Genomic DNA, 26683 nt, shown 5'->3' on the forward strand with positions numbered 1-26683 from the left:
GATCAGGAACGGGGGTGGTCCACGGGCTCGACGATCCCGCGCACCACCCCCAGTTCCACCAGGTCCTGCGGCCGGATCCGCAGCTGCCCCGCCGTCGCCTCGACCTGTTCCGGCGGGCGCTTGAGGATGGCCGCCGCCGGCTCCGGGGCGATCACCGAGAAGTAACTGTCCGGCGTGACCCAGGTGTTGTTGGGCGCGGCCAGCGCGAGCGCCCCGCCAGAACCGCCCTCGCCGATCACCAGCGTGGTGAGCGGGATACGGGCACCGGCCACCGCGGCGAACACCTCCGCGATCGCCGCCCCGGCTCCCTGCCGCTCCGCCTCCGCGTCGTTGGCCGCGCCCGGCGTGTCCACCAGGGTCAGCACCGGGATGTCGAGCCGGTCCGCGAGCCGGATCAGCCGGGCCGCGGTGCGGTACCCGGCGGGCCGCGTCGCCGTCCCGGTCTGCGCCGCGTACGCGACGGTACGGCCGTCATGCAGCCCGAAACCGCAGAGGACGCCCGCGTCGGTGCCGCCGCAGCGGTCACCGCGGAGGGCCACCCGCTCGGTGAAGTAGGCGTCCAGGTAGGCGCCGGCCCGCGGGCGTTCGGGGGAGCGGGCACGCCGGACGGCGTCCCAGCCGGTGCCGGGCAGCCCGCTGCCGCCCAGCGCCCGCGGCGGCGGGGGTGCCTCGCGCGCGGGCGTGGTCAGCAGCCGCAGCCACAGCCCCAGCGTCTGCTTCAGCTCCTCCAGCGGCACCACGGCGTCCGCGGCGCCCGCCGCCAGCTGGGCCTCCGCCGTGTACGCGGCCGGGTCGGCGTCCGGCGGTCGGACCCGGGAGCCGGCGAAACCCACCTGGGCGCCGGGCAGGGCAAGGACGACGTCCGCGCCCGCGCCCAGGGTGGCCCAGCCACCGCCCGTCGTGGGGTCCCGCAGGACCGCGAGCTGCGCCAGCCCTGCCTCCCGGGTGAGCACCGACTGCCGGGCCACGCGCTGGAGCTGGGTCAGCGCCAGCATCCCCTCCTGCATCCGGCTGCCGCCGGTGGCGATCAGCGGCACGACCGGCAGCCGGTGCGCGCGGGCATACGCGTGGGCCGCCTCCAGCCGGTCGCCGGTGCGCTCGCCCAGGGAGCCGCCGAGGAACCCGAACTCGAACGCGATCATCAGGGCCGCGGTGCCGTCGACCCGCGCAGTACCGCAGACGACGGACTCCTCCTCGCCGGTGCGTTCGACGGCACGGGCGCGCGAGGCGCCGTAACCGTGCCAGCCGAGCGGCCCGTCGGGCGCCGGCGTCTCTTCCCCGCCCGGCAGTTCGTCGAAGGACCCTTCGTCGGTGACGAGCGCCAGCATCGTCCGCGCCGACAGCCGCTCAGGCACCGGACAGCGCCCTCTTCATGATCTTCCCCATGTCGTTGCGGGGCAGGGCGTCCAGGTGGCGGACGACGCGGGGACGCTTGTGCGGGGCGAGCCGCCGGGCGACATGATCGGCCAACTCCTCGTCGGCGGGCGGAGACTGAGGATCGACCGGCACGATCCAGGCCACGATCCGCTCACCCAGGTCGGCGTCCGGCTCCCCGGTGACCGCGGCCTCCCGCACGCCCGGGTGCTCCAGCAGGGCGTTCTCGATCTCCCCGGCCCCGATCTTGTACCCGCCGCTCTTGATCAGATCGGTGGCCTTGCGCCCGACGATCCGGACGTACCCGTCGGGCTCCCGCACCGCCATGTCGCCGGTGCGGAAGAATCCGTCGGCGGTGAAGGCGGCGGCCGTGGCGTCGGGCCGGTTCAGATACCCGGTGAACAGGTTCGGGCCGCGCACCTGGATCTCACCGACGGTCTCCCCGTCGTACGCGGTGATCGCGGACCCGTCCTCCTCCACCAGCCGCAGCTCGACACCCGGCAGCGGCACACCCACCGTCCCCGCACGCGCCTCCCCGTCGGCCCGCACGCTGGTGTTCATCAGCGTCTCGGTCATGCCGTACCGCTCGATCACCCGCCGCCCGGTCGCCGCGGCGATCCGCTCGTGGTCGTGCACCGGCAGCGCGGCCGACCCGGAGACCAGCAGCCGGGCCCCCGCCAGGGCCTTGGCCAGTCCGGGGTCGGCCGGGAGGGCCTCGGCGATGCGGTGGTACATGGTCGGCACCCCGAACAGCATGGTCGCGCCCTCGTTCAGCTCACGGACGACACCCTCGGTACCGAACCGCCCCAGATGTCGGACGGAGCCTCCGCGCCGCAGCGGACCGAGGATGCCCAGGACGAGCCCGTGCACATGGAACAGCGGCAGCCCGTGCACGAGTACGTCGTCCGCCGTCCACTGCCAGGCGTCGGCGAGCGCGTCCAGGGTCGAGGCGAGGGCCCGGCGCGGGATGACGGCACCCTTCGGCGGGCCGGTGGTGCCGGAGGTGTAGACGATCAGGGCGGGGTCACCGGGGGAGGCGTGTTCCTCCCGGAGACCCGCGCAGCCCCCGTCGGCACCGGCACCGACACCGACGTCGACGCGCTCGAGGTCACCGAGGGCAGAGGGAAGTTCGGCCTCCGGCGCGGCCAGCACCAGCCCCGGCGCGCTGTCGGAGAGGATGTGCGCGAGTTCCTTCTCGCCCGACTTCGGGTTCAGCGGCACCGCCGCCACCCCGGCGAGCAGCGCGCCCGTCACGGCGACGGCGGTCTCCAGCTCCGTCGTGGCCCACACGGCGACCCGGCCCGCGCCCCGCACGCGGGCGGCGACCGCACCGGCCGCCCCGGCGAGCCCGCCGTACGTCAACGACCGTTCGCCGAACCGCAGGGCGACCCGGTCGCCGGGCCCGTCCGACGAAGCCGGGAACAAAGCCGGGAAGAGGGAGGACACGCGGCACACTCCTTGACTGTCGGTGAGCTGTCGAGGGACGACAGCACCTTCCTACACCAGGAGCCTCGTTCCCACGACCGTGCTCAGGCGGCCCTCCGCACGACATCGGCCACCACGCAGCTGACGTTGTCCGGACCGCCTGCCGTGTTCGTCGCCTCGATCAAAGTCCGGACGGTGAGGTCCGGGACGCGGCCCGCGCCGAGCAGCTCGCGGATGCGCTCGTCCGGCACCACCCCCGTCAGCCTGTCGGAGCACAGCAGGCAGCGGTCGTCGGCACGGGCCTCGTGCAGCCGGAGGTCCGGGACCGGAGCGGTCAGTCCGGTCACGGCCTTCTCGACCGGGGGGCGCGCAGCAACTCCAGCTCGTCGTAGAGCCGCAGAGCCTTCGGTGACAGCCGGCTCGCCCTGGCGAAGGCCCCGATCGTCAGCAGCTTCACGCCCACCTCGCGTTCCTCGTCGTCCGCCGTCGAGGCTGGGGCTTCACCGAAGGTGAAGGTCAACCCGACCGGTTCACCAGTGTGGTCAGGTGCCGACCGTGTCCCGGCAGGCCTGCGCGTACGCCCGTACCAGGGGGCGGTACCCGTCCTCGCGGCGCCAGGCCAGTGCGTAACAGCTCGGGCCGAGGCCCCGGACCGGGCGGGTGGTGACGCCGCCGCGGGTGATCAGCGGGGCGTTGCCCTCGGCCACCAGACAGACGCCGAGGCCCGCGACCAGCGCCTCGTACGTCTCCTCCGCCCCGGCGATCTCCGCGCCGATGCGCGGCGGGCGGCCCGCGCGGGCGTCCAGGGCGAGCCAGTGGTCGCGCAGCGGGCCCGCGCTCCTCGGCAGCGCGAGGAACGGCTCGTCGAGCAGGTCGGCGAAGTCGATCTCGGTGCGTGCGGCGAGCGGATGCGTGTCGGGGAGGGCGACCAGGCGCGCTTCCGTGACGACGACCGTACAGTCGTAGCGCTCCTGCCCGGGCAGCGGCAGCCACACGAAGGCCACGTCCGTGCCGCCGTCGGCCAGGCCGGCCGTCGGGTCATCCCAGCTGACCTGGCGCAGCCGGACGCTCGTCCCCGGGTGCGCGGCGGTGAAGCGGGAGCGGATCGCGGGCAGCAGACCGCCCCGGCCCGGACTGGTGCTCATGCCCACCGCGAGCGTGCTGCGCTGGGCCGCCTTGGCCGCTTCCACCGCCGCCGCCCCGGCCTCCCAGGCGGCGAGCACCTGCCGGGCGTGCGGCAGCAGCGCCTCGCCCGCCGCCGTCAGTGCCACCTGGTGCCGGTTCCTGCGGAACAGCTCCGTCCCCAACTGCCGTTCCAGGGTCCGGATCTGCTTGCTCAGCGCGGGCTGTGACACATACAGCCGCTCGGCGGCGCGCGTGAAGTGCAGCTCCTGCGCGACCGCGACGAAGTAACGCAGGTCCCGGGCATGGACGTCGGCTGTCATAGCCGTTGGTTATCACCATGGGTCTTGGACGGGCAACGGCATCCGGGAGCAGGCTGGGCCGTGTCGGAAAGACGAGTACGACATGGAGACCTACGGGGAGTTGCCGTGAACAAGGTATGGCTGGTGACCGGTGCGAGCAGCGGCTTCGGGCGGGCGATCAGTGAGGCGGCCGTCGCCGCCGGTGACGTGGTGATCGGTGCGGCCCGCGGCCCGGAGGCGCTGGACGACCTGGTGGCCGCGCATCCCGACCAGGTGGAGGCGCTGCGCCTGGACGTCACCGACCTGGCCGCCGTCGACGCGGCCGTACGGGACGTCGTGGCCCGGTACGGGCGGATCGACGTGCTGGTCAACAACGCGGGCCGGACCCACGTCGGCGCCGTCGAGGAGACCGCCGACCAGGAGCTGCGCGACCTGTTCGACCTGCACTTCTTCGGCCCGGCGGCGCTGGTGCGCGCGGTGCTGCCGCACATGCGTGAGCGGCGCTCGGGCGCGATCGTGCAGATGAGCAGCATGGGCGGCCAGATGTCCTTCGCCGGCTTCGGAGCCTACAGCGCCACGAAGTTCGCGCTGGAGGGTCTGTCCGAGGCCCTCGCGGACGAGGTCGCGGAGTACGGCATCAAGGTGCTGATCGTGGAGCCGGGCGCGTTCCGGACCTCACTGTTCGGCACCGGCCGGGCCGGGGTCAGCGCGGACAGCGGGGTGTACGCGAAGGTCGGCGAGACGCGCGGTTTCGTGGCCGGCGGCCACGGCAGCCAGCCCGGCGACCCGGCCAAGGCGGCCGCCGTCATCCTGGCCGCGCTGGAGGCGGAGCGCACCCCGCTGCGGCTGCCGCTCGGCGACGACGGGGTGAGCGCCGTGCTGGCCCACCTCGACCAGGTCCGCGAGGAGGTCACCGCGTGGGAGAAGCAGAGCCGGGCGACGGCCTTCGACGGCCAGTAGGGCCGTCCGCCCCGTCAGCTCCGCAGGGCCGTCCGCTGCAGCAGTCCCCAGGTGAACTCCGCCACCACCTCGTGCCGTACGCCCTCCCGGTCGGGGGCGGTGAACGCCAGCCCCCACCGGGTGGGGGCCGTGCCCTCCAGCGGGCGGGCGGGGGCGAAGGCGCGGGCGGCCTCGTCGACCGTGCAGGACCAGGGGGTGAGGTCCTCCAGGGTCTCCAGCCTCGGCGCCGGGGCGCCCGGAGCGCGCACCAGCCACTCGTTCCAGACCGTGCCGTCGGGGCAGACCAGCACCTCGAAGCGCAGGTCGGGCCAGAGGGGCAGTGCCCAGCGCCAGGCCTCGCAGTCGACGTCGCCGAGGCGGCGCGGGACGACGGACTCCGGCTCGCCGAGGACGGCGCGATGGGGGAGTGCGGCGGCGGACCGGGACCGGGACCGGGGCGAGCGGACCAGCGCCTGCCAGCGCTTGTTGGCCTCGCGCAGGTCGCCGGTCGAGGCACCCAGTTCACGGCGCGCGTCCTCGACGAGGCCGGGATTGTGGTCGGCCATGCGGCGCAGCAGCACCAGCTGGAAGTCGAGATGCATGAGAGTCATGGTGCCCTGCCCCGCCGCTGCCCATTGCCCGCGCAACCCCTCCCTGACTAGCCTGTGTTCGCCATGCCGATCATCTGTTGAAATTTCGAACAGACGTGGACTCAAGGGAGGGGGCCGGACGTGGGACGCCTCGTGCCTGCCGTGACCCGGGCTCTGGACATTCTGGAGCTGTTCCTCGACGGGGACGGGACGCTCTCCGCCCCCGACATCGTGCGCAGGCTGCAACTGCCGCGCACGACCGTGCACGAGCTGGTCACCACGCTCGCCGCGCGCTCGTACATCGCGCCGGTGCCCGGCCAGCCCGGACGCTACCGGCTCGGCGTGCGCCCGTACCAGCTCGGCAGCCGCTACGCCGAGCAGCTCGACCTCGCCGCCGAGGGCCAGCAGGTGGCCCGCTCGGTCGCCGAGACCTGCGACGAGACGGTGCACGTGGCCATCCTGGAGGGCACCGACGTCATCTACATCGCCAAGGTCGACTCCACGCACGCGGTCCGCATGGTGTCCGCCGCCGGACGCCGGCTGCCCGCGCACTGCACCTCGGTCGGCAAGATGCTCCTGGCCTCGCTGCCGGAGCAGGAGCTGGCCGCGCGGATCCCGGACGGCGCCGAGCTGACCGCGATGACCCCGAACAGCATCACGGACCCCGTCGAGTTGCGCGAGGCCCTGGCGGAGATCCGGCAGCGGGGCATCGCGGTGGAGAGCCGTGAGTCCAACCCGGACGTCTCCTGCGTGGCGGCCCCGGTGCGCGACCGCAGCGGCCAGGTGGTCGCCGCGCTGTCCATCTCCGTCCCCATGATCCGCTGGAGCGACGAACGCCGGGGCGAGCTGGAGCAGCTCGCCTCCCAGGGCGCGAGCGAGCTGTCGCAACGGCTGGGCCACCGGAGCGCGGGATGACGGCCCACCGCGGCACGAGGGCGTACGACGTCGCCGTCCGGGCGGAGGCGCTGCTCGGCGAGGGCCCGACCTGGGACCCGGCGACGGGCAGCCTGCTCTGGCTGGACATCCTCGGCATGCGCGTCCACACCTACGACCCCTCCCGCGACCACCGTTCGGTGCGTACGACGGAGCAGCACGTGGGCGCGGCAAAGCCCCGGGCGGGCGGCGGCCTGGTGCTCAACCTGCGGGACGGCGTGGGCCTGGTGGACCCCGACGGCGCCTTCCGCTGGCTGCACCACCAGCCGGCGCCCGGCCGTCGGGGCAACGACGCGGCGGTGGCCCCCGACGGCTCCCTCTGGGCGGGCACCATGCGCTACGACGAGGCGCCGGGCGGCGGCACGCTGACCCGCCTGACCGGTGACGGGTCGACGCGCACGGTGCTGCCCGACGTCACGGTGAGCAACGGCACCGGCTGGAGCCCGGACGGCCGGCTGATGTACTACGCCGACAGTCCGACCCGCCGGGTGGACGTCTTCGATCACGACGCCGGCGGCATCCGCAACCGCCGCACCCTGGTCGAGATCGAGGAGGGCGCCGGCTTCCCGGACGGCCTCACGGTCGACGCGGACGGCTGCGTCTGGGTGGCCCTGTGGGACGGCGGAGCGGTACGCCGCTACACGCCGGCCGGCACCCTGGACCGGGTCGTCGAACTGCCCACCGCGCGCACCACCGCCTGCGCCTTCGGCGGCCCCGCTCTGCGGGACCTGTACATCACCACCGCCCGCGTGGGCCTGCCGACGGCCCCGCACCCCCTGTCCGGCTCGCTCCTGGTGATCCCGGACGCGGGACAGGGCCTGCCGCAACCGGCGTTCGCGGGTTAGGGCGCGGCCGGCGGGGGAGGCCGGCGACCGTCTCCGGCCGCCGTCGTCGTCAGTCGGGTACGGCGACGTGCTCCGTCGCGAGGGGCGCGGCCCCGGCGGTCGTCCGGGCGCGGATCGTCTCGATGTCGTGGGGGCTGCGCAGGGCCCGGGAGATCGCCCCGATCTCCTGCAGCAGGCTCGTGGTGTCGGGGCCGGCCGTCGGCTCGGGCGGTTCCGGCACCCGCGCCCTGTGCCCGACGGCGTCGACGACGGTCACCGCCGCCGCCAGCGCCCGCGCCCGCTGCGGCGGATGACCGAGGCCGAGCGCGGTGTCGTACGAGCGGCTGCCGAGGTCGGTGTCGATGTGCCGGGTCAGTTGCAGCAGTGCGTCCCGGATGAACGTCTCGCGCCGGGTCAGCCGCAGTTCGGGCGTGGACCGCAGCACGAACGGCACGCCGTCGCCGTTCACGGTCCGCATCAACCGGTACAGGGGCCGCAGTTCGCGGTGGGCGAGCCGGAGCCGCCAGCGCTCCTGCAGGTACTGGCCGAGGTGCGGCAGCATGAAGCCGACCGCGACCAGGATGGCGCACAGCGCGGCGACCGGCGGCGCGAGGTCCGTGCTCAGCCAGTCCAGGTCCCGCCCGCACCAGCGCGCCAGGACGGCGGTCAGCTTCGACGCGTCGAAGATCAGGTTCAGTACGAACCCGGCACCCAGCAGCTTCAGTCCCCAGCGCAGCCAGGCGTCCAGGCCCTCGGTGCGCACCCAGTTCCACACGAGCCGGGAGCTGATCACACAGGCCACGTTGTGCGCGACGACGTAGAGCAGGATCTCCTCGCGCATGAACGGCGTGGTGGCGTAGTAGGTGTCGAGGTCCCGCACCCGCTCCACGGGCGCGTCGGCGAGCAGGAACAGCACCCACAGGGCGACGATCACCGCGGCGTACGCCATGACGACCCGGCGCATCGCCCGCCGGGTGGCTGCCGAGCCGTCGGACAGACCGCTGCGCCAGGTGAGGATCAGCAGCAGACAGGACGCCGACATCGCGGTGACCAGCGAATAGCACCAGGGGGCGGCGATGTTGGGCACGCCGGTCAGCCGGTTGACCGCGGCGATCGTGGAGGGCGTGCAGAACACGAAGACCGCGCAGGCGAGTACCAGCAGACCGCCGACGGCGCGCAGCAGCGGGTCCCGCCACAGCCGGATGATCGTGGGCAGCTTGACCAGCAGGGCGGTGGTGAGGACCGCCGTGGGGATCCAGAAGGAGATGTAGCAGTGGTCGAGGAGCCGTGGGACGTCGAGTGCCAGGGAGGTCACCGTGCGGCTCCTCGCCGCCCTCGGTAGCCGAGCGACCGCTGTACCGGGTTCAGGGGGGCGTCGGTGGTGGCGGCGAGGTGGGACCGGAACAGGGCGGCCAGCCGGTGGCCGAAGTCGTCGGCCTCGGCCTCGTCGCTCTCGCGGGAGCCGTTGCGGGCGGCCACCGTCAGCGCCATGTCCCGCCAGCCGGGCGTGTCGGCGAACGCACGGGCCGCGGTCTCCCGGGCCGGGTGCTGGTGCTGGTGGCGTGCGTGCAGATGCCACAACTCATGGCCCAGGATGACCAGTTGCTGCACAGCCTCGGCCCGCTCCTCCACGATGACCAGGTCGAAGTCGGCGAATTCCACGCACAGCCCGGTGACCTCGATCTCGTCCGGGAAGCTCTCGAACCGCAGATCCACCGGTCGTCCGGCCCGCACGGCGCTCATCTCCTCGCACAGAGCCCGGCACAACTCCCTTACCCCGTGCGGTGCTTGTGGGCGGGCACGGATCGCCGCGGCGAGACGGGCGGCCAGCGAGTGCATGGCACGGCGCTGGGGGCACAACAGCCGCGCGGTCGGTCGTACCGCCCGGTCCCGTGCTCCCGCGAACCCCATCTGTCCCCCTCCGTGCCACCGAGGCGGCGGCTCGTCCGAGGGTACGCGCCGTGATGTGCCTGCGTCATGCGTTCCGGTCAGTGTTCGTTCAAGGGGAAACAGCAAGCTTCTGCCCCTGCGGTCACCCCCCGCACACCGTCGGGGCCGCCCTGTCAGGCGCCGCCCTGACGGCCGTACGGGAGCCCCTGCCCTGGAACCTGATCGCACCGGGCTGATCACCAACGCGTGGTCAGACGGGCTTGACCGGCACTCCGCCGCTCGTGCTGCCGAGCAGCGTCAGGCGCACGGACCCGGGACCCGACAGCGTGGTGAACTCCGACAGGACCGCCAGCGCCAGGGTGTTGGTGCCCCGGGTGCGCAGGATGCCGTTCGGCAGGACGAAGGTGTGCTGCGGGCCCACGTTGTTGATGTACTGGCCCAGGTTCCAGCCGTTGAGGAAGATCTGCGCCCGGTAGGCGCGGTAGGGGTCGTCCTGAAGGGTCAGTCCCACCGAGGCGTCGATGTCGCGGGGCACCGACAGCCGGAACCTCGTCCGGTACCAGGTCACCCCCTGGCGCCGCTCGGTCCGGGGGAAGACGACCGGCTCCCAGCCGTGGTCGTGGAAGCCGGGCAGATGCCAGCCCTGCCGCTCACCGTACAGGCCGCCGTTGTTCAGCGGGCCGCGTACGGGGTCCGGGGCGCACGCGCCCTGGATGCGCCAACGGACCTTCGGGGAAGCTCCCTTGAAGGTGACGGCGGTCAGTCCGCGGGCCGCCTTGTGGGTGTCGAGCGCCTTGCCGTCCTCGTCGTGCTGCATGCGCCGCACCAGCACCGACAGCACATGCCGGCCGGGGGAGCGCAGCGCCCCGCGCACCGGGAACACCGCTGTCTGAGCCCAGGTGCCCTTGCGGATGGTGGTGTCCACGTCCGGTACGGGCAGCCGGTGTGTGCCCAGCGGCTCTCCGTCCAGCCATGCCATCAGCAGGCCCTGGGTGCCGCTGCTGTAGGCGAGCGAGACCTCCTCGACGCCGCGGGTGTCGTCGAAGGTGCCCCGGTACCAGACGTCCCCGTAGTGGAAACCGTAGTCGTCGGCGAACAGCACCGGCTGCCCGGCGGGGACGGGCGTGGTGCTGTACGAGGACGACTTGTCGGCGCGTTTCCACCGGGAGTCGTCGAAGCCGGGCCCCGCCTCCGGGTTCTCCGTACGCATCCGCCAGCCGCCCAGCTCGGGCAGCCGCACCTCGGCAACGCCGGGCAGCATGGCGGTGGTCATCAGGCTGTCGGAGGCGGTGACCCGGGTGGGCAGGGCCCGCCCGTTCCACGCGACGCGCCTGATGCCGCGCGGCCCCCACACCTCCACGGCGGTCTCACCGATGACGTCACCGGTCAAGTGGGCTTTGGAGCCGCGCAGCTCGGCATGGCGCAGCAGCGCCGGGCCGTACACCAGCAGGGTCCCGGACGGGGTGTCGTAGGGGAACAGCCGCGCGGACGTCGCGTCGTCGGCGAAGAGCAGCAGCAGTGGGGTGTCGCTGCCGCCCCTGCGCACCAGCACCCGGGTGAGACCGCCCTGCCCGAGGGGCACGCTGACATGCAGTTCGCCGCGGTCGTAGACCCAGGCGGCCTCCGGGTCCAGCCGCGTCACGTTCGGCTCGGCGGGGCAGTCCAGCACGAGCTGGACCATGTCGCCCCGGCGGCCGGTGAACACCGCGATGTCCTGCCGTCCGGCGGTCAGGCACAGCATGGGCTGCGCGGTGGACCACTTCAGCTTCCGGCGGCCGAGGGCCAGCCCGGTGGTCAGCAGCCTGGCGTCCTTGGCGGGCACGGTGATCCGCAGGTCCCCGGCGTCGGTCGGCAGTGCGGCGGTGACGGGCCCGGTGCCGTCGTTGCGGGCGACGTACACATGGGCACCGGTGTCGGGGTTGGTGAGGTGGTAGACCCTCAGCCCCTCGGCCTTCACGTCCGCCGCCCGGTCCAGCTTGGCGAAGTCGGGCACGCGTTGCAGCAGATGCCCGAGCTGGTGCATGGGCTGGATCTTCTCGCCGACGTTGCGCGCCTCGTCGATCGCGGCGCCGTAGTCGTACGAGGTGTAGACGACCGGCGCGGGCAGCCAGCCCCACGAGGTCCCGCCGAAGGTCATGTACACGTTGTGCAGGGTGATGCCGTTGGCGAGGTTGGTCAGATAGAACCGCCGCTCGTACGCGGCATCCCGGGTGCGCCGCGACTCCGCGTACCCCTTGCCGCTGAACCAGGCGCCGCCCCACGGATCGAACCAGCCGCCCCCGAACTCCGGTACGAACCCGGGCGTGCCCGGTGACGCGGTGGCCCCGCCCGTGGCCCCGCCCGCCCCGAAGTGCCCCCAGTCCGGCGGGGTGTGGGCAGGCGACGGATACCCGTCGAACCCGTACAACCAGCCGCCCGAGTCCCCGCCGGTGTCGAAGGACCCGGGGATCCAGTACCCGTTCCGCCCCTTGTCGTTGTGGAAGAGGGGCACATCGATCCCGTCCGCCCGCACCTTCCGGTACAGGTGGGACATGTACGTGCGCCCGGTGGCCTCGTCGACGTGGGAGTCGTACTCGTTCTCGATCTGGTACAGCAGGATCGTGCCGGTGCCGTGCGTGAACAGATGCCGGCGCGCGATCCGGTTGACCTGTGTGAGCCACTCGTCGGCGTACGACAGGTAGGTCGGGTCGGCGGTCCGTGCCGAGCCCTTCGTCACCGTCAGCCAGCCGGGGAAGCCGCCCCCGTCGACCTCGGCGTTGATGTACGGGCCGGGCCGCAGGATGACGTACAGCCCTGTCTCGGCGGCCATGCGCAGGAACAGATCGAGATCGCGGACGCCCGTGAAGTCGTACGTCCCCGGCGCGGGGGAATGGTAGTTCCAGGCCACGTAGATGCTGACGGCGTTGTAGCCGTGCGCGCGCATCTTCTGGAGCACGTCCCGCCACAGGGACGGACTCGGCAGCCGGAAGGGATGCATCTCGCCCGACCACACCACGAGCCGCTTGCCGTCGACCAGCAGGGAGTAGCGGTCGTACCCGACCGTGTGCCGCTGACCGTCGACGCCGGGCGGCGAGGGCGCCGGACCGGTCGGCGCACTGCGCGCCGCGTACGCCGAGGACGCCCTGGAGCAGTTGCTGCCGCCGAGGGCGAGACCGAGCGCGGTCGAGCCCGCGAGGGCACTGAAAGTACGTCTGCTGAGCGCCAAGGTGGATCCTCCCGGGCGATCTTACGGGGCGCGGGTCCGGCCATTGTCCATGGCGGAACGCCCCGCTGGGGACGCATGAGGATCTCGGCGTGGGCGGATTACGCGGTACGGGCGGTGCCGGAACTGGCGTACGGCAGGGTGACGGCCCGGCGACGGCAGAGGAAACGCATCGGCTGCGCCGACGGCTCGCCACCCCGGTCGCACGAGGTCCATCAGCCCTGCCGCGACGAACACGGGGCAGAACTGCTCCACTTCCGGCCGCCCCCTGAAGGGTGAGCGGGGGCGGCCGGGGCGTCGCTCGTCCCGGTGATCGGCCGGTTCACCGCCGCCGTACCCGGGAGAGAGGGCTCACGAACCGGACTTGCGCTTGTTCCACACGTCGAACCCGACCGCCACCAGCAGGGCCAGGCCCTTGATGACCTGCTGCCAGTCGGTGCCGACGCTGAGGAGGTTCATGCCGTTGTTCAGCACGCCGAGGACGAGACCGCCGATGATCGCGCCGAGGACGGTGCCGACACCGCCGCTCATGGAAGCGCCGCCGATGAACGAGGAGGCGATCGCCTCCAGTTCGAAGTTGACGCCCGCCTTCGGTGAGGCCGCGTTCAGCCGGGCGGCGACCACCAGACCCGCCAGGGCCGCGAGCACGCCCATGTTCAGGAAGACGAGGAAGGTGACCTTCTTGTCCTTCACGCCGGACAGCTTGGCCGCCGGCAGGTTGCCGCCGATCGCGTAGATGTGGCGGCCGAAGACCGCGTTGCGCATGACGTAGCCGTATCCGGCCACCAGCGCGCCGAGGATGATCAGGACGATCGGGGCGCCCTTGTAGCTGGCGAGCAGGAGGGTCAGGACGCAGATCGCGGCCACCAGCGCGACCAGCTTGAGCAGGAAGAGACGGCCGGGCAGCACTTCCAGCGCGAACTCCTGCTGGCGGCGGCGGTCGCGGAGCTCCTGCCGGGCCACCGCCGCGATCAGGACGAGGCCCAGCAGCAGGGTGAGGTTGTGGTAGTTGGTGTCCGGGCCGACTTCGGGCAGGAAGCCGTTGCCCATCTTCTGCAGGCCGTCGGGGAAGGGGCCCAGGGTCTGCCCCTTGAGCAGGATCTCGGTCAGGCCGCGGAAGAGCAGCATTCCGGCGAGGGTGACGATGAAGGACGGTATGCCCAGGTAGGCGATGAGGAAGCCCTGGGTCGCGCCCGCCGCCGCGCCCACCAGCAGGCACAGCACCAGCGCGAGCGGCCAGCCGATGCCGTGCTGGACGGTCAGTACGGCCGCGAAGGCGCCCACGAACGCCGTGAGCGAGCCGACCGACAGGTCGATGTGCCCGGCGATGATCACCAGCATCATGCCGATCGCGAGGATCAGGATGTAGCTGTTCTGCAGCACCAGGTTGGAGACGTTGCGCGGCAGGAGCAGGTCACCGTCGGTCCAGATCGCGAAGAGTACGACGATCAGGCCGAGCGCGATCAGCATGCCGTACTGGCGCATGTTGCGGCGCAGGCCGTCCAGCATCAGCCCGAGCAGGCCCTCGCCGGCGGCTGCGCTCCTGCCCGGTGGCGCGGGTGCCGGGCTCGTGGCGGTCACATCCGTGCTCATCGCTTTACCTCTTCGTCCTGTTTGTCCTGGGTCATGTGGCGCATCAGCACCGCCTGCGTGGCCTCGGCCCGCGGCACCTCACCGGTCAGCCGCCCGGCGGCCATCGTGTAGATGCGGTCGCACATGCCGAGCAGTTCGGGCAGCTCGGAGGAGATGAAGACCACTGCCTTGCCCTGGGCGGCGAGCTGGTCGACGACCGTGTAGATCTCGTACTTGGCACCCACGTCGATACCGCGGGTCGGTTCGTCCAGGATCAGCACGTCCGGGCCGGCGAAGATCCACTTGCTGAGGACGACCTTCTGCTGGTTGCCGCCGGACAGCTTGCCCACCGGCTCGAACACGGTCGGCGTCTTGATGTTCATGGACTTCCGGAAGCCCTCGGCGATCCGCCGTTCCTCGTGCTCGTCCACCACACCGCGCCTGGCGACCTTGTCCAGCGCGGTCAGCGAGATGTTGCGGTTGACGGTGTCGATCAGGTTCAGGCCGTAGTGCTTGCGGTCCTCGGTGACATAGGCGATGCCGTGCCCGACCGCCTCGGCGACGGTCTTCGTACGGATCTCCCGGCCGTCCTTGTAGACCGTGCCGCCCGCGTACCGGCCGTAGGTGCGGCCGAAGACGCTCATCGCGAGTTCGGTGCGGCCCGCGCCCATCAGGCCCGCGATGCCGACGATCTCCCCGCGGCGGACCTCGATCGACACGTCGTCCACGACCTTGCGCTGCTGGTCGATCGGGTGGAACACGGTCCAGCCCCGGATCTGCAGCGCAGGGGCCGCGCCCGCCTCCGGACGGTGCGGGGTGCGCTCCGGGAAGCGGCTGTCGAGGTCCCGGCCGACCATGCCGGCGATGATCCGTTCCTCGGTCGTCTCCGGCGCCTTCACGTCGAGCGTCTCGACGGACCGGCCGTCCCGGACGATCGTCACCGAGTCGGCGACCCGGCGGATCTCGTTGAGCTTGTGGGAGATGATGATCGAGGTGATGCCCTGGGTCTTCAGCTCCAGGATCAGATCGAGGAGCTTGCTGCTGTCCTCGTCGTTCAAAGCCGCCGTCGGCTCGTCCAGGATCAGCAGCTTCACCTGCTTGGACAGCGCCTTGGCGATCTCCACGAGCTGCTGTTTTCCCACGCCGATGTCGGCGACGCGGGTCTCCGGGTGCTCGTCCAGTCCGACCCGGCGCAGCAGTCGTGTGGCGTGTCCGAGGGTGTCGTTCCAGTCGATGAGCCCGCGCCTGGCGTGCTCGTTGCCGAGGAAGATGTTCTCCGCGATGGAGAGATACGGCACCAGCGCCAGCTCCTGGTGGATGATGACGATGCCGCGCTGCTCGCTCGCCCGGATGTCCCGGAACCGGCAGACCTCCCCCTCGAAGAGGATGTCCCCCTCGTAGCTGCCGTGAGGGTGGACGCCGGAGAGCACCTTCATCAGGGTGGACTTCCCGGCGCCGTTCTCCCCGCAGATGGCGTGGACCTCGCCCTGCCGGACGGTCAGGGTGACATCCGACAGCGCCTTGACACCGGGAAAGGTCTTGACGATCGAGCGCATTTCCAGGACGGGTCCCGCCATGGTCGTGCCTTCCAATCCGTTGGGAGTCGGGGCGGGTTACTTGAGCTCGGCCGCGGTGTAGTAGCCGCCGTCCACCAGCACCTGCCGGTAGTTGGTCTTGTCGACGCTGACCGGCTGGAGCAGGTAGGAGGGCACCACCTTGGTGCCGTTGTCGTACGACTTGGTGTCGTTGACCTGCGGCTTCCTGCCGTTGAGGACGTCGTCGACCATGCTCGCGGCGACCTCGGCCAGCTTGCGGGTGTCCTTGTAGACGGTCTCCGTCTGCTCACCGGCGATGATCGACTTCACCGAGGCCAGCTCGGCGTCCTGGCCGGTGATGACCGGCAGCGGCTTGCTGCCGGAGCCGTAGCCGTCCGACTTGAGCGAGGAGAGGATGCCGATGGAGATGCCGTCGTAGGGGGAGAGGACCGCGTCGACCTTCTGCGACTTGTAGGAGGAGGTCAGGATGTCGTCCATGCGCTTCTGCGCGGTCGCGCCGTCCCATCGCAGGGTGGTCACCTTGCCGAGTCCGGTCTGACCGGAGCGGACCACCAGCTGCTTCTTGTCCAGGTACGGCTTCAGGACGCTCATCGCACCGTCGAAGAAGTACCGGGTGTTGTTGTCGTCGTTGGACCCGGCGAACAGCTCGATGTTGAACGGGCCCGTGCGGCCGCTGTCCAGGCCCAGCCTGTGGACGATGTACGTGCCCTGGAGCCGGCCGACCTTCTCGTTGTCGAAGGACGCGTAGTAGTCGACGTTCTTCGTGCCCAGGATCAGCCGGTCGTAGGAGATGACCGGGATGTTCGCGTCGGCGGCCTCCTGGAGCACGTTGTTCAGGGACTTGTTGTCGATCGCCGCGACGATCAGGCCCTTGACGCCCTGTGTGATCAGGTTCTCTATCTGCGAGACCTGGGTGTCCGGGTCGTCCTCGCCGTAGACCAGCCTGGTCCTGTAGCCCTTGGCCTGAAGGTCCTTGACGACGTTCTTGCCGTCGTTGATCCAGCGTTCGGAGGACTTGGTCGGCATCGCGATGCCGATCGTGCCCCCCTTCGTGCTGCCCGCCTTCTGCTTGCTGCCGCCCTCGCTGTCCTGGCCGCAGGCGGTCAGGGTCAGGGCGAGCGAGGCGGCTGCGGCCACGGCGGCGAGTGCGGCTCTGCGGTTGCGCATGCTGATCAGTCCTTGTTCTTCTCGTCGTTGAGAGGTCACGCGGTGGCGGGGAAACGGTTGAGCGGGCCGGGCAGCCGGGAGCCGAGCGGCGCCATGCCGCCGTCCGCGCCGTGCCGGGCGAGCAGGTCCAGGGCGAGCCGGCCGCGCCGTACCCGCTCCCGGGCGGTGTCCAGGGTCACGTCCCGCAGATGGGTGCCCCACGGGTAGATGCCGGGGGCCCTGGACAGGCCGAACTTCAGGTAGAGCGGTGCGCCGCGCCGGATCAGCTCGGCGACCTCGTACATCCGCACGTAGCCGCCGAGGTCGTCGGGGGCCTCGATGTACATGTCCAGGGGGGCGCCGGACACCCGGCGGATCTCGGTGAGGTGGTCGAGCGTCAGGTCGCTCGGTACGTTGACCGAGTCGGCGCCGAGCCGCTCGTAGACGGCGTACGAGGCCGGGTTGACCGGGCCGATCAGCGCCGAGACCTTGAGTGTGGTGTCGGCCGGGATGATCCCCGCCTCGCGCGCCCGGTGCAGGGTCCACAGCACGCCCTCATCGGCGACCAGTAGGCACTTGACGCCCAACTCCGTGGCCCGTACGGCGTCTTCGGCGCAGCCGGCCACGGCGTCGTGGCCCCGGGCGCGCAGCCCGGCCCCCCGTGAGTCGGAGCGCACCGATCCGCCGATGTCCCAGGTGCCGCGGGGGCCGGTGAACAGGCAGAGTTCGATGCCGCGTTCGGCGGTCGCCTCGACCATCTCGGTGATCTCGGCGTCGGTGAGCATCCACACCCCGCTGCCCTGGCTGATCCGGTGGATCGGCACATCGAGGCGCGAGGCCTCCTTCAGGACGACCGCCAGCGCCTCGGGACCCTCGCACGAGGGGATCTCGGTGCGCCAGCGGCCACCGCCCGGGAAACTGTGTGCGGAGGCGTCGGCGGGGTCGAGGGCGGGTGCGCCCAGGCCGAGTGCGGCGAGCACCTGCTCGCCGGGCCTGCGGGCTGCCGGGGCGGAAGCGTCGGTCACGAGCTGTCCTTTGCGTGCGAAGCGTACGTTCGATATTCCGGACACGGTTCGAGTCGTCGGGTACGAGAAAGGCCGTGGGGGCACCGGTGGGGCAGTCCCGATGCAGCAGGGCCGCTACGGGTGGAGCAGTACCTTGCCCACCGCGGGGTCACCGGCCCCCACCAGCTCCATGGCCCGCGAGAACTCGGCGAGCGGCAGCTCGTGCGTGACGAGCGGCAGCGGATCCAGCAGCCCGGCTCCGAACATCCGCACCGTGTGCGCCCAGGCGGCGGGCGGCGCCCCGAAGACGGTGCGCACCTCCAGCTGCCGCACGACCAGGTCGGTCGGGTCCAGCCCCTCCGCGCCCGGTGCCGGGATGCCGGTCAGGACCAGGCGTCCGCCGCGCCTGAGCAGCGACGCGGCGGTGCGTGCGGCGGACGCGGACCCCGCGGTCTCGATCACGACGTCGAAGTCTCCGGGCAGCTGCTGGTCCTTCGTGCGAAAGCCGGTGGCGCCGAACCGCCGGGACAGCTCCTCGCGGTCGTGACGGGTGCCGACGACCAGCAGCTCCGCCGGGGAGACCGCCTTCAGGAACTGCACGGCGAACATCCCGAGGGTGCCGGTGCCGACCACCGCGACCCGCTCGCCCGGCCGGGCGTCGCCCTTCAGCGCGGCGGCGGCGACGCATGCGGCCGGCTCCAGCAGGGCGGCGGCGGTCAGGTCGGCGTCGTCCCGCAGCGGGTGCAGCAGCCGGGCGGGCAGGGTGAGCGTGGGGGCCATCGCGCCGGGCCGGGTGAAGCCGGTCTCCTCGTAGCCGGCCGTGCACAGCGTGGTCTCGCCCGCGTGACAGCGGTCGCAGACCTGGCAGTTGCGGAATCCCTCGCCGACCACCTTGCGGCCGACCAGGCCCTCGGGTACCCCGGCGCCGACCGCCCGCACCGTGCCGGACCACTCGTGGCCCGGGGTGAGCGGGTAACGGACGTATCCCTCGGGCCTGTTGCCCTGGTAGACCTCGCGGTCACTGCCGCAGACACCGACGGCGTGCACACGGACCAGCGCCTCGCCGGGGCCGGGTTCCGCCGGGGTGTGCCCGGCCAGCCGGTGCGCGCCGGGTGCCTCGATGACGACGGCGTCGCTCACTTCGTCCCCTTCGGCTTGCGCTGCTCCCAGCCCTCGGCCCACAGGTCGAACCGGGCCTGTTGCTGCGGGAACTCGGCCGCCGCGTCGACGTCCAGTTCGACGCCGAGTCCGGGTGCGTCCGACAGGTGGAAGTAGCCGTCGACCACTTCCGGCGCTCCCTTGACCACCTTCTTGATCCCCGCGTCGGCGAAGTCGTTGAAGTGCTCCAGGATCTTGAAGTTCGGGGTGGTGAAGCCCACTTGGAGCGAGGCGGCGGTCAGCACCGAACCGCCCACGTTGTGCGGGGCGACCAACATGTAGTGGGTCTCGGCGGTGGCGGCCAGCTTCCGGGTCTCCCAGATGCCGCCGATGTGGCCGACGTCGGGCTGGATGATGTCCGCCGCCTGGTTCTCGAACAGTTCACGGAACTCGATCCGGTCGTGGATGCGCTCACCGGTCGCGACCGGGATGTCCACCCCGGCGGCGACCTTCTCCAGCGCCTTCAGGTTCTCCGGCGGCACCGGCTCCTCGAGCCAGGCCGGCTCGAAGGGCGCGAGTTCCCTCGCCAGCCGTACCGCCGTGGCGGGGGAGAAGCGGCCGTGCATCTCCAGCATCAGCTCGGTGCCGGGCCCGACGGCGTCCCGTACGGCCTCGACGAGCGAGACGGCGTACCGGCTCTGCTCGTGGTCCAGTTCGTAGTGCCCGGTGCCGAACGGGTCGATCTTCAGTGCCTTGTACCCGCGCTCCACGACCTGCTGGGCGGCCTTGTGGTACGCCTCCGGGGTCCGCTCGGTCGTGTACCAGCCGTTGGCGTACGCCTTGACCCGGTCGGTCACCTTCCCGCCGAGCAGCTGCCACACCGGCACGCCGAGGGCCTTGCCCTTGATGTCCCAGCACGCCATCTCCACGACCGCGATGCCGGACATGACGATCTCGCCGGCGCGGCCGTAGTCGCCGTACTTCATCCGGCGGACCAGGTCCTCGGTGGCGAAGGGGTCCGAGCCGAGAACGTGGTTGGCCTCGGCCTCCCGCAGGTAGCCGAGCAGTGCGTCGGTGTGACCGAGCATCCGGGTCTCGCCGACTCCCGTGATCCCCTCGTCGGTGTGGACCTGGACGTACGTCAGGTTGCGCCATGGCGTGCCGACCACGTGGGTGCTGATTCCGGTGATGCGCACGGCAGTTGCCCTTCAGCTGTTCGAGATTTCGTCACACGTTCGAAATGTTGGCGTGACAGTAAGGACGGTGCGGTGGGGGTGTCAATGGGGCGAACCGGTAACGGTTTCGGCAAGCCTTCCGGGAACTCTTTGCCCTCGCACGAAACATTCACAACGGCGCCTAGGAACGTCACCCGTGGGGAATCTAGTCTTCCGGCGTCATGGACTACTGCCACCCGTGCCGCAGGCACCTCAACGGCGCCCTGGCCTGCCCGGGATGCGGCACGCCGGCACACGCCCTCGCCGCAGCGGCGGACGTACCCGCCGCCGCCGTGCGCGCGTACGCGGGTGCGGGTGCGGGCGAGGTGCCGGAGTACGGGAGTCACGCGTGGCACGACGGACATGACGGTCACGACCACCACGACCACCATGACGGCCATGACGGCCATGACGGCCACGACGGCGACGGTGAACGCGGCGAATACGCCGAACACGCCGTTCCGCAGGATCCGCACAGTCCCGGGCCGGGGGCGGTCGAGCGCGGCGAGCCGGAGGGCGCGGAGGCGGAGCAGCAGCCGGATCCGGGGCGGCGCGCCGGTCCCGTGCCAGGGGGCCGGGCCGCCCGCCGGGGGCAGGGCGGCGCCGACGTCGGCCGGCGCGACCGCAAGGCCGCCGCGCACCGGCGCCGCCGTCGCCGAACGATGCTGATCGCAGCGGGCCTGGTGCTGGCGGCGGGCGGCCTCGGCGTCGCCGAACTCGGCACGGACGCCCCCTTCTCCGGCAGCAAGCCGGCGACGTCCGGGCACACCTCGGCGGACGGCGGCGCGTCCTCCCCGGCCCCGGACGCCACCGCCGGCACGCTCGACGACACCCCCGGCGACGTGCCCGGCGCGGGCGCAGCGGCCTCCGCGGGCGCCTCGGCGTCCCCGTCCGCCACCGGATCCCCGACGGACAGCGCTTCTGCGTCCCCGTCCGCCACGGCGGCGCACCAGGCCGGTCAGTCGGCCACCACGGGCTCCAGCGGGGCCGGTGGGGCCACCACGGGGCCGACCGCGCAGCCGTCGGCCGGGCCGACGACCGCCCCGACCACGCAGTCCACCACCTCCGCCCCGACGCCGACACCGTCACCCACGAAGACCTGCACCCGCTTCCTGTGGTGGTGCGCCTGAAGGCCGGTGCCGGTCACTTCAGGGGTTCGACCCATCGGCCATCCGGGGCACATGCGACACCAACCCGGCGTTCGGGCGGTTGAGCCGGAGGGATCCCCCTCGCCGTACCGATCCCGGGAACGTCCGCCAGCGGAAAGGGCGTTGCGCGTGGGGGAGCGCCGAGCAGCTGCACAGTCGAGGAGAGCGGATGACACAGGTGAACACCGTCCAGGGCACGGTCGCCGAGGGATTCGAGGCGGTGCGCGAGGAGTTCGCCGCCGTCGTCGCGGCCGAGCGGGACGATTACGAGGGCCAGTTGTGCGCCTATGTCCACGGCCACCGGGTCGTCGACCTCTGGGCGGGGGACGGCGTGGACGGGGACGCGCTGTACGGCGTGTACTCGGCCACCAACGGTGCGGCACATCTGGTCGTGGCCTTGCTGGTGCAGGACGGCACGCTGGACGTGGACCGGAAAGTCACCTACTACTGGCCGGAGTTCGGCGCCGAGGACAAGGGCGAGCTGACCTTGCGGGAGCTGCTCGCGCACCGGGCCGGACTGGTCGGCGCCGACACCGGGTTCACCTTGGCGGAGCTGGCCGACGACCGGGCCGTTGCCGAACGTCTCGCCGATCAGCGGCCGTTCTGGCGCCCGGGTACGGCCTTCGGCTGCCACGCGCTGGTCATCGGCGCGCTGACCGGCGAAGTCGTCCGCCGGGCGACGGGCCGGACGATCCAGGAGCTGTACGAGGAGAGAGTCCGCGCCCCCTACGGTCTGGACTTCCACCTGGGCCTGCCGGCCGCCCAGGAACCCCGTTTCCGCTCGGTGCGGCCGGCGTTGCCGACCCCCGAGCAGCAGGCCGTGCTCGACGCGATTCCGGCCGCCCCGAACTCCCTGGCCGCGATCGCCTTCAACCGGCACGGAGCGGAGCCGACCGACCTGGAGACACTGGCCAACGAGCGGCTGGTCCGCGCGCAGGGCCCGGCCTCGGTGGGCGGCGTCGGCTCGGCGCGCGGTCTCGCGGGCATGTACGCGGTGATGATCAGCGAGCGGGACGGCAAGGCGCCGCTGCTGAAGGAGGACACGGTCGCGGAGTTCGGCCAGTACCACTCCGTCGGATACGACCTGGTGGCCCGCGGCCACAAGTCGTACGGGCTCGGCTTCCAGATCACCGCCGACACCTGGCACCCGTTCCTCGGCGCCGGCGCGATCGGCCACAGCGGTGTGAACGGCGTCCAGTCCTTCGCGGACCCGCGCAGCGGCGTCGCCTACGGCTACGTCCGCCGCCGCTTCGCCTTCCCGGGTGGCGCGGCCCCGGAGAACAACCGGCTGGCGGCGGCGGTGCAGACGGCGGCGCTCAACGCCTGACCCGTTCGAGAAGGCCGCGCCCCGCGTACGGAAGGCCGCACCCCGTGTCCAAGGGTGCGGCCTCCGTCGGGATCAACGGCCGGGCTCAGGCCAGCGTCACGGTGATGCCGCCCCGCGTCGCCCTCGAGTACGGGCACACCTGATGGGCCTTCTCGAGCAGCTCGCGTGCGGTGAGCGTGTCGGTGTTCGGGATGTTCGCGGAGATCTCCACGATGAGCCCGAAACCGTCGTCGTTCTTGCCGATGCCGACCTTCGCGGTGACGGTCGAGCCGGAGACGTCGACGCCCTCCTGCCGGGCGACGACGCCGAGCGCGCCCTGGAAGCAGGCGCTGTACCCGGCGGCGAACAGCTGCTCCGGGTTGGTGCCGGCGCCGCTGCCGCCCAGCTCCTGGGGCGGGTTGACGACGACGTCGAGCCTGCCGTCGTCGGTGGCGACCCGGCCGTCGCGGCCGTTCTCGGCGGTGGCGACGGCGGTGTACAGGACCTCGGACTGCGTGATGGGCATGCGGTGTCTTCCTCCTCGGTCCGCCGCGACTCGCGCCCACGATCGACGACGGAATTCGGAAAGAAGTTACCGCATGCCGGAAATCATGGGGAGCCTTACCGAAGCCTCACAGCTTGACGATCATCTTCCCGGTGTTGTCGCCGCGCAGGACCCCGAGAAACGCCTCCAGGTTGTTCTCGATGCCCTCGACCACGGTCTCGCGGTACTTCAGCGCGCCCGAGGCGATCCAGGGGGCGACCTCCTGGACGAACTGCGGCTGGAGGTCGTAGTGGTCGCTGACCAGCAAGCCCTCGATCCGGCCGCGGGTCTGGATCAGTCGGGCGAGGTTCTTCGGGCCGGGGGTGGGCTCGGTGTTGTTGTAGACGGAGATCATGCCGCAGATGGCGATCCGGCCGCCCTCGTTCAGCTCTCCGATCGCGGCCTCCAGGTGGTCCCCGCCGACGTTGTCGAAGTACACGTCGACACCGTCGGGCGCCGCCGCGCGCAGCTGCTCCGCCACCGGGCCGCTCTTGTAGTTGAAGGCGGCGTCGAAGCCGTACTCCTCCACCAGCAGCTTGACCTTCTCGTCGGACCCGGCCGAGCCGATGACCCGGGAGGCGCCCTTCAGCCGGGCGATCTGCCCGACCTGGCTGCCCACGGCACCCGCGGCACCGGACACGAACACGACGTCGCCCTCCTTGAGGGAGGCGGTGCGCAGCAGGCCGGCGTAGGCGGTCAGGCCGGTCATGCCGAGGACGCCGAGGTAGGCCGGCAGCGGTGCGACGCCGGGGTCCACCTTGACGGCGTGCTGCGCGTCCACGACCGCGTACTCGCGCCAGCCGGAGAAGTGCAGAACGTGGTCGCCGACCTCGAGGCCCTCGGCGCGGGAGGCGACGACCTCGCCGACCGCACCGCCCTGCATGGCCTTGCCCAGCTCGAAGGGGGCGATGTACGACTTGGCCGCCGACATCCTGCCGCGCATGTACGGGTCCACGGAGAGATACGTGTTCCGCACCAGTACCTGACCGTCCCCCGGGGTCGGCATCGGCGCCTCGACCAGGGCGAAGTCGTCAGGCTTCGGCCAGCCGACGGGGCGGCTCAGCAGGTGCCACTCGCGGCTGACGGCGGGGAGGGCGGGGGACTCGGGCATGGGTGCTTACCTGGCCTTCCTGGTGAGTACGTCAGTACTTCATTTTTCCAATGATTCATGACCTGAAATAACCCTGCCTCTGAATATTTCAGCTGTCAAGTAAATGCGGTATTCTCGGCGCATGGCCACACCGCACAGCACCCGCCCGGACGAACTGACCGTCGAGGTCGTCGAGCTGATCGCCGAGGTGGTCGCCCGCTACCACGCGGACTACGAGGAGGCCGCCGCCGGACACGCGCTGACCGGTGCCCAGGCCAAGCTGCTCAGCCTGCTCTCGCTCGACCCACTGCCCATGCGCAAGCTGGCGCAGAAGCTGAAGTGCGAGCCGTCCAACGTGACCGGGATCGTCGACCGCCTGGAGTCCCGGGGCCTGGTGGAACGCCGTCCCGACCCCGCCGACCGCCGCGTGAAGCTGGCCGTCCCCACCGAAGAGGGCATGCGCACCGCCCGTGCCCTGCGCGAGGGCCTCCGCTTCGCCCGCGCCCCCCTGGCCGGCCTCTCCGAAGAGGAACGCCGCTCGCTGCGGGACCTGCTGCGCCGCATGGTCGACGACGCCTGACGCCGGGCCGGGCGGCACACTCCGCCAGGTAAAGTCTGCGCCATGCGCGATCTCGGGGTGGGGTTCCGTCATCTCCTCAAGGGCCAGCACTGGATGGCCCGGCACAGGCGGCAGTACGGCCTCGCGCTGCTGCCCGGACTGATCGCGACGGTGCTCTACGCGGCGGCGCTGGTCGCGCTCGCCGTCTGGGGCGATGACGCGGTCGCCTGGGCGACGCCGTTCGCGGACCACTGGTCCAGCCCCTGGCAGGGCCTGTTCCGCGGTTTCCTCACGGCGGTCCTCTTCGCGCTCGGCCTCCTGCTGGCCGTCCTCACCTTCACCGCCGTCACCCTGCTGATAGGTCAGCCCTTCTACGAGAGCCTCTCGGAGAAGATCGACGCCGAAGCATCGCCCGACGGCACGGCGCCCAGCTCCGGCCTGCCGCTCCTGCGCGAGCTGTGGGTCTCGGCCCGCGACAGCCTGCGCGTCCTGGTCCGCGCCGCGCTCTGGGGCGTCCTCCTCTTCGCCCTCGGCTTCCTGCCCCTCGTCGGGCAGACCGTCGTCCCGGTGATCGGGTTCTTCGTCACCGGCTTCTTCCTCACCGAGGAACTCACCTCCGTCGCCCTCCAGCGCCGCGGGATCGACCTGCGCGCCCGCCTCGCCCTGCTCCGCTCCCGCAAGACCCTGGCCTGGGGCTTCGGCACGCCCCTCGGCCTGGCCTTCCTGGTGCCCTTCGTCGCGGTGTTCCTGATGCCGGGTGCGGTCGCGGGCGCCACGCTGCTGGCCCGCGAGCTGCTGGGCGAGGAGAGCGCCGACGACGACAGCGCCGAGGACGACGACCAGGTCACCCCCGGAACGCGGCCTGCGCCATAGCGCACCCGAGCCGCGCCGCCTCCTCCCGCAGCACCGCCAGGAACGCCCGCACCGCCGGGGACACCGACCGCCCGCGTGCGGTCGCCGCGTACACCGTCCGCAGCGGTGCCTCCTCGTCCCGCAGCGCAAGCAGCACCACGTCCGGGCGTACCGAGGAGGCGGCCAGTCCCGGCACCAGGGCGACTCCGAGCCCGGCGGCCACGTAACCCTGCTTGGCCGTCCACTCGCCGACCACATGTGCCACCCGCGGTCGGAAACCATGACGTACGGCCGCCTCCAGCAGGGTTCCCTCGGGGCGGTCGCTGCCGGAGATCCAGTCGGCGTCGGCGAGTTGGGCGAGCCGCACCCCGCCCGCGCGGGCCAGCGGATGACCGGCGGGGACGGCGACGTACAGGGGCTCGTCCAGCAGGTGGTGCAGATCGTGGGCGTTCGGTGCGGCCCGGCCCGTCGTGGAGACGACCGTCAGGTCCAGCCGGCCGGCGGTCAGCCGGTCCAGCAGATCGGCAGTGAGCCCTTCCTCGCGCTCCACCCGGACGGCCGGATGCCGGGCCCGCAGGGCGGCCAGGGCCTGCGGGACGAGCGCCGCGTCCGCGGTGGCGAACGCCCCGAACCGCAGCCGCTCGCTGGCCACCTCGCGCAGTGCCGCCAGCTCGCGCCCCGCACCGCGCAGCGACCGCGTGACCGCTTCCGCGTACGGAACCAGCGCCCGGCCCGCCTCCGTCAGCCGCACCCCGCGGGGCAGCCGGTCGAACAACGGACCGCCGCCCAGCGCCGACTCCAGTGACGCCACCTGCCGGGACACCGCCGACTGGGTCCAGCCCAGCGCCCGCGCCGCCACCGTGAACGACCCGGCGCGTGCGACCTCCAGGAACGCCCGCAGCCACACCGTGGACAACTCCGGTATGGCACAGGAACTTTCGTCATGCGGGATGCGCATGGCAGCCATGCTAGACATTCGCTTGTCGCATCCGT

Annotated in this window: 25 protein-coding genes; 7 read left to right on the plus strand and 18 right to left on the minus strand. The window is 71.9% G+C overall.

Annotated features, from left to right (window positions below):
* Positions 1-2: 2 nt before the first annotated feature.
* The 5 genes from K7G59_RS30315 to K7G59_RS30335 form a co-directional block, all read right to left on the minus strand.
* A complete protein-coding gene (locus K7G59_RS30315; RefSeq protein ID WP_225839838.1) occupies positions 3-1355 on the minus strand; it encodes a carboxyl transferase domain-containing protein in 1353 nt (450 codons plus the stop codon).
* Positions 1348-2820, minus strand: coding sequence for an acyl-CoA synthetase (locus tag K7G59_RS30320; RefSeq protein ID WP_225839839.1), 1473 nt, complete (start codon positions 2818-2820; stop codon positions 1348-1350). Before K7G59_RS30320 ends, K7G59_RS30315 begins: the two co-directional genes overlap by 8 nt.
* 83 nt (positions 2821-2903) lie before the next feature.
* Positions 2904-3146 (minus strand): PP2C family serine/threonine-protein phosphatase, encoded by a 243-nt coding sequence (locus K7G59_RS30325; protein ID WP_374114307.1) that lies wholly within the window; start codon positions 3144-3146, stop codon positions 2904-2906.
* Positions 3143-3319 carry a MerR family DNA-binding transcriptional regulator gene (locus K7G59_RS30330; RefSeq protein ID WP_225839840.1) on the minus strand — a complete coding sequence of 59 codons (177 nt, stop codon included), beginning with the start codon at positions 3317-3319 and terminating at the stop codon, positions 3143-3145. Before K7G59_RS30330 ends, K7G59_RS30325 begins: the two co-directional genes overlap by 4 nt.
* A gap of 22 nt (positions 3320-3341) precedes the next feature.
* Positions 3342-4244: a LysR family transcriptional regulator gene (locus K7G59_RS30335; protein ID WP_225839843.1), complete on the minus strand. Its 903-nt coding sequence runs from the start codon at positions 4242-4244 to the stop codon at positions 3342-3344.
* Between the two features lie 105 nt (positions 4245-4349).
* Here K7G59_RS30335 and K7G59_RS30340 point away from each other — a divergent pair, with 105 nt between their 5' ends.
* The gene (locus K7G59_RS30340) at positions 4350-5183 is read left to right on the plus strand and encodes an oxidoreductase (RefSeq protein ID WP_225839845.1); all 834 of its coding nucleotides are present in this window, start codon (positions 4350-4352) and stop codon (positions 5181-5183) included.
* Positions 5184-5197: 14 nt separating this feature from the next.
* Here K7G59_RS30340 and K7G59_RS30345 read toward each other — a convergent pair whose 3' ends face one another.
* Complete coding sequence (locus K7G59_RS30345; RefSeq protein WP_225839847.1) at positions 5198-5764, minus strand: hypothetical protein; 567 nt, start codon at positions 5762-5764, stop codon at positions 5198-5200.
* A 129-nt stretch (positions 5765-5893) separates the two neighbouring features.
* Between K7G59_RS30345 and K7G59_RS30350 the strand changes: the two genes are divergently transcribed.
* Together K7G59_RS30350 and K7G59_RS30355 are read left to right on the plus strand one after the other, a co-directional pair.
* Complete coding sequence (locus K7G59_RS30350; protein ID WP_225839849.1) at positions 5894-6667, plus strand: IclR family transcriptional regulator; 774 nt, start codon at positions 5894-5896, stop codon at positions 6665-6667.
* Positions 6664-7530, plus strand: a complete 867-nt coding sequence (locus K7G59_RS30355) for an SMP-30/gluconolactonase/LRE family protein (RefSeq protein WP_225839851.1) — start codon at positions 6664-6666, stop codon at positions 7528-7530. The genes K7G59_RS30350 and K7G59_RS30355 overlap by 4 nt, the downstream gene beginning before the upstream one ends.
* 49 nt (positions 7531-7579) lie before the next feature.
* Here K7G59_RS30355 and K7G59_RS30360 read toward each other — a convergent pair whose 3' ends face one another.
* From K7G59_RS30360 to K7G59_RS30400, 9 genes are all read right to left on the minus strand, one after another.
* Complete coding sequence (locus K7G59_RS30360) at positions 7580-8824, minus strand: MAB_1171c family putative transporter (RefSeq protein ID WP_225839852.1); 1245 nt, start codon at positions 8822-8824, stop codon at positions 7580-7582.
* Positions 8821-9420 carry a toxin-antitoxin system, toxin component family protein gene (locus tag K7G59_RS30365; RefSeq protein WP_225839853.1) on the minus strand — a complete coding sequence of 200 codons (600 nt, stop codon included), beginning with the start codon at positions 9418-9420 and terminating at the stop codon, positions 8821-8823. Before K7G59_RS30365 ends, K7G59_RS30360 begins: the two co-directional genes overlap by 4 nt.
* Positions 9421-9649: 229 nt before the next feature.
* A complete protein-coding gene (locus K7G59_RS30370) occupies positions 9650-12604 on the minus strand; it encodes a beta-galactosidase (RefSeq protein ID WP_225839854.1) in 2955 nt (984 codons plus the stop codon).
* 348 nt (positions 12605-12952) lie between these two features.
* A complete protein-coding gene (gene mmsB, locus K7G59_RS30375; RefSeq protein ID WP_225839855.1) occupies positions 12953-14194 on the minus strand; it encodes a multiple monosaccharide ABC transporter permease in 1242 nt (413 codons plus the stop codon).
* Positions 14191-15750 carry a multiple monosaccharide ABC transporter ATP-binding protein gene (gene mmsA, locus K7G59_RS30380; RefSeq protein WP_225839856.1) on the minus strand — a complete coding sequence of 520 codons (1560 nt, stop codon included), beginning with the start codon at positions 15748-15750 and terminating at the stop codon, positions 14191-14193. The genes mmsB and mmsA overlap by 4 nt, the downstream gene beginning before the upstream one ends.
* 36 nt (positions 15751-15786) lie before the next feature.
* Positions 15787-16896: a multiple monosaccharide ABC transporter substrate-binding protein gene (chvE, locus tag K7G59_RS30385; protein WP_225839857.1), complete on the minus strand. Its 1110-nt coding sequence runs from the start codon at positions 16894-16896 to the stop codon at positions 15787-15789.
* Positions 16897-16931: 35 nt separating this feature from the next.
* Positions 16932-17900: a hypothetical protein gene (locus K7G59_RS30390; RefSeq protein WP_225839858.1), complete on the minus strand. Its 969-nt coding sequence runs from the start codon at positions 17898-17900 to the stop codon at positions 16932-16934.
* Between the two features lie 114 nt (positions 17901-18014).
* The gene (locus K7G59_RS30395; protein ID WP_225839859.1) at positions 18015-19019 is read right to left on the minus strand and encodes an alcohol dehydrogenase catalytic domain-containing protein; all 1005 of its coding nucleotides are present in this window, start codon (positions 19017-19019) and stop codon (positions 18015-18017) included.
* On the minus strand, positions 19016-20173 hold the full coding sequence (locus tag K7G59_RS30400) for a mandelate racemase/muconate lactonizing enzyme family protein (RefSeq protein ID WP_225839861.1): 1158 nt from the start codon (positions 20171-20173) through the stop codon (positions 19016-19018). Before K7G59_RS30400 ends, K7G59_RS30395 begins: the two co-directional genes overlap by 4 nt.
* Before the next feature lie 200 nt (positions 20174-20373).
* Here K7G59_RS30400 and K7G59_RS30405 point away from each other — a divergent pair, with 200 nt between their 5' ends.
* Together K7G59_RS30405 and K7G59_RS30410 are read left to right on the plus strand one after the other, a co-directional pair.
* Positions 20374-21321 (plus strand): hypothetical protein, encoded by a 948-nt coding sequence (locus K7G59_RS30405; RefSeq protein ID WP_225839864.1) that lies wholly within the window; start codon positions 20374-20376, stop codon positions 21319-21321.
* 187 nt (positions 21322-21508) lie between these two features.
* Positions 21509-22666: a serine hydrolase domain-containing protein gene (locus tag K7G59_RS30410; protein WP_225839867.1), complete on the plus strand. Its 1158-nt coding sequence runs from the start codon at positions 21509-21511 to the stop codon at positions 22664-22666.
* An 85-nt stretch (positions 22667-22751) separates the two neighbouring features.
* Here the strand turns inward: K7G59_RS30410 and K7G59_RS30415 are convergent, their stop codons facing one another.
* A complete protein-coding gene (locus K7G59_RS30415; protein ID WP_225839869.1) occupies positions 22752-23171 on the minus strand; it encodes an organic hydroperoxide resistance protein in 420 nt (139 codons plus the stop codon).
* Positions 23172-23277: 106 nt separating this feature from the next.
* Positions 23278-24300: an NADP-dependent oxidoreductase gene (locus K7G59_RS30420; RefSeq protein ID WP_225839870.1), complete on the minus strand. Its 1023-nt coding sequence runs from the start codon at positions 24298-24300 to the stop codon at positions 23278-23280.
* A 121-nt stretch (positions 24301-24421) separates the two neighbouring features.
* On the opposite strand from K7G59_RS30420, the gene K7G59_RS30425 reads away from it, so the two are divergent.
* Positions 24422-24859: a MarR family winged helix-turn-helix transcriptional regulator gene (locus K7G59_RS30425; RefSeq protein ID WP_225839872.1), complete on the plus strand. Its 438-nt coding sequence runs from the start codon at positions 24422-24424 to the stop codon at positions 24857-24859.
* Between the two features lie 42 nt (positions 24860-24901).
* Positions 24902-25711, plus strand: coding sequence for an EI24 domain-containing protein (locus tag K7G59_RS30430; RefSeq protein ID WP_225839874.1), 810 nt, complete (start codon positions 24902-24904; stop codon positions 25709-25711).
* On the opposite strand, the gene K7G59_RS30435 is transcribed toward K7G59_RS30430, so the two are convergent.
* Positions 25683-26657: a LysR family transcriptional regulator gene (locus K7G59_RS30435; RefSeq protein ID WP_225839875.1), complete on the minus strand. Its 975-nt coding sequence runs from the start codon at positions 26655-26657 to the stop codon at positions 25683-25685. The genes K7G59_RS30430 and K7G59_RS30435 overlap by 29 nt on opposite strands.
* Positions 26658-26683 lie beyond the last annotated feature (26 nt).

Source organism: Streptomyces sp. NK08204 (assembly GCF_020400585.1).
GTDB lineage: Bacteria > Actinomycetota > Actinomycetes > Streptomycetales > Streptomycetaceae > Streptomyces.

Bases quoted from the DNA above. Each gene is read 5' to 3' on its own strand.
- K7G59_RS30355 (WP_225839851.1), top strand. From the start codon at position 6,664: ATGACGGCCCACCGCGGCACGAGGGCGTACGACGTCGCCGTCCGGGCG.
- K7G59_RS30420 (WP_225839870.1), bottom strand. From the start codon at position 24,300: ATGCCCGAGTCCCCCGCCCTCCCCGCCGTCAGCCGCGAGTGGCACCTG.
- K7G59_RS30335 (WP_225839843.1), bottom strand. From the start codon at position 4,244: ATGACAGCCGACGTCCATGCCCGGGACCTGCGTTACTTCGTCGCGGTC.
- K7G59_RS30345 (WP_225839847.1), bottom strand. From the start codon at position 5,764: ATGCATCTCGACTTCCAGCTGGTGCTGCTGCGCCGCATGGCCGACCAC.
- K7G59_RS30365 (WP_225839853.1), bottom strand. From the start codon at position 9,420: ATGGGGTTCGCGGGAGCACGGGACCGGGCGGTACGACCGACCGCGCGG.
- K7G59_RS30425 (WP_225839872.1), top strand. From the start codon at position 24,422: ATGGCCACACCGCACAGCACCCGCCCGGACGAACTGACCGTCGAGGTC.
- mmsB (WP_225839855.1), bottom strand. From the start codon at position 14,194: ATGAGCACGGATGTGACCGCCACGAGCCCGGCACCCGCGCCACCGGGC.
- mmsA (WP_225839856.1), bottom strand. From the start codon at position 15,750: ATGGCGGGACCCGTCCTGGAAATGCGCTCGATCGTCAAGACCTTTCCC.
- K7G59_RS30435 (WP_225839875.1), bottom strand. From the start codon at position 26,657: ATGGCTGCCATGCGCATCCCGCATGACGAAAGTTCCTGTGCCATACCG.
- K7G59_RS30405 (WP_225839864.1), top strand. From the start codon at position 20,374: ATGGACTACTGCCACCCGTGCCGCAGGCACCTCAACGGCGCCCTGGCC.
- chvE (WP_225839857.1), bottom strand. From the start codon at position 16,896: ATGCGCAACCGCAGAGCCGCACTCGCCGCCGTGGCCGCAGCCGCCTCG.
- K7G59_RS30415 (WP_225839869.1), bottom strand. From the start codon at position 23,171: ATGCCCATCACGCAGTCCGAGGTCCTGTACACCGCCGTCGCCACCGCC.
- K7G59_RS30430 (WP_225839874.1), top strand. From the start codon at position 24,902: ATGCGCGATCTCGGGGTGGGGTTCCGTCATCTCCTCAAGGGCCAGCAC.
- K7G59_RS30410 (WP_225839867.1), top strand. From the start codon at position 21,509: ATGACACAGGTGAACACCGTCCAGGGCACGGTCGCCGAGGGATTCGAG.